The sequence below is a fragment of the Mesorhizobium sp. M2A.F.Ca.ET.037.01.1.1 genome (assembly GCF_003998075.1).
Classification (GTDB): Bacteria; Pseudomonadota; Alphaproteobacteria; order Rhizobiales; family Rhizobiaceae; genus Mesorhizobium.
This window is the reverse complement of sequence record NZ_RZSA01001255.1, coordinates 1-1,619: the sequence shown is the minus strand read 5'-3', so window position 1 is coordinate 1,619 and position 1,619 is coordinate 1. Positions and strand designations below refer to the sequence as shown.

Annotated in this window: 3 protein-coding genes; all 3 read left to right on the top strand. The window is 64.3% G+C overall.

Annotated elements, in window-relative coordinates; translation table 11 throughout:
- The first annotated feature begins 398 nt into the window (after positions 1-398).
- Positions 399-752: a transposase gene (locus tag EOA27_RS35695; RefSeq protein ID WP_126101843.1), complete on the top strand. Its 354-nt coding sequence runs from the start codon at positions 399-401 to the stop codon at positions 750-752.
- Positions 749-1,096, top strand: a complete 348-nt coding sequence (gene tnpB, locus EOA27_RS35690; RefSeq protein ID WP_127258640.1) for an IS66 family insertion sequence element accessory protein TnpB — start codon at positions 749-751, stop codon at positions 1,094-1,096. Before EOA27_RS35695 ends, tnpB begins: the two co-directional genes overlap by 4 nt.
- A gap of 65 nt (positions 1,097-1,161) precedes the next feature.
- The coding region (locus tag EOA27_RS35685; protein ID WP_189562284.1) for a transposase at positions 1,162-1,619 on the top strand (458 nt) is incomplete at its 3' end.

The window sequence follows — 1,619 nt, the reverse complement described above, 5'->3', positions numbered from 1 at the left end:
CAGCCGAGAACATGATAGTCCGAGTTCGCAGGCGGAGAGCCTCTTCTCAATGCAGTGAGAATCATGCCGTCTCACATCTATATGGCAAATCAGTATCAATAAGCCGCATTCTTACACAATAAGTGCAAAGCGACGGCAACATCGTGTAGTGCAGCCGTTTCGCCGTCCCCCTCTACTGGTTGGGTTCGGATCAACTCCGTTGGGGACCGCATCCTGAGCGCTGAAGAGGATGCATCTTATTGTAGCCGTCGGTCCATCCGGCGCGCGCTACGGCTGCGCACTCAACGGCACGCTGCACGGAGGGTACGCCTCCGGCGAAGGCCGCCTTGCGAGAAGATGGCACGGTAGCGAGGCTGCGCTCTTAAGGTCGTCCTTACGAGCGAAGTTAGCAGCACAGCATGAGCCATGTGACGTTATTGACCGGGCCGGAGCGGCGGCGCCGTTGGAGTGAAGCGGATCAGTGCCGGATACTGGCCGCGGCATTCGCGCCCGGGGCCACGGTGGCGGCGGTGGCGCGTCAGTACGATGTCGCGACCAGCCTGATCTACAAGTGGCGCCGCACGGTGAGAGCCCGCGAGACGGGCTTTGCCGAGGTTGTCGTGGCTCCCGACGAGCCTGTCGCCGTTTCGCGGCCGGCGGCATCCCCAGCGGTGATCGAGCTGGAGGTCGCCGGCAAGGTGCGGCTGCGGATTCCGCTGACCACGCCGCCAACACTGGCGGCGGCGATGGTGAAGGCGCTGGGCGTTTCATGATCCCGGTCCCGAGCCAGGTGCGGATCTGGTTGGCGGTCGGCCGGACCGATATGCGTCGCGGGATGCAAGGCCTCGCTCTGCAGGTTCAGGAGACGCTGGGCCGGGACCCGCATGCCGGCGATATTTATGTCTTCCGCGGCCGCAGCGGCAATCTGATCAAGATTATCTGGCATGATGGGCTCGGCATGTCGCTGTATGCAAAACGGCTCGAGAAGGGCCGGTTTCTATGGCCATCGCCGGCGGACGGCACGGTTTCCATATCACCGGCGCAGCTCGCCTACATGCTCGACGGGATCGATTGGCGCAACCCGGTTCACACGTTCCGCCCCCAGCGCGCGGGCTGAGTTTTCTTTGAGTTTGCGCCATTTTCCGCGAGTCAGCGGACGCGTTTTATGATTCACTCCAGGGCATGGTTGCCACCGCCCAGGATGCTGTTCCGGACGATATCGGCGCGCTGAGAGCAGCGCTGACCGCGGCGTTGGCCAGAGCCGAAGACGAGGCCGCCCGCGCTGCGCTGGTCGAGGCCGAACTGGCGGTCGCCAGGGCCAAGGCATCGGATGATGCGGCGCTGATCGCACATCAGCATCTGACGATCCGCAAGCTGCAGCGGGCGCTGCATGGTCAGAGTTCTGAACGCTCAGCCCGCCTGCACGACCAGATGGAACTCACCTTCGATGAGCTCGAGAGCACCGCGACGGAAGATGAGATCGCCGCCGAACAGGCCGCTGCCCGGACCACCGAGGTGGCGCCTTACATGCGCAAACGACCGGCGCGCCAGCCATTTCCCGAGCACCTGCCGCGCGAACGCGTGGCCGAGCCGGCGCCGGCCGCTTGCCATTGCTGCGGCGGCCACCGCGTTGCCACACT

What these genes read in the sequence shown, in the direction of transcription:
- EOA27_RS35695 (WP_126101843.1), top strand. Translation starts at nt 399, where the DNA reads ATGAGCCATGTGACGTTATTGACCGGGCCGGAGCGGCGGCGCCGTTGG.
- tnpB (WP_127258640.1), top strand. Translation starts at nt 749, where the DNA reads ATGATCCCGGTCCCGAGCCAGGTGCGGATCTGGTTGGCGGTCGGCCGG.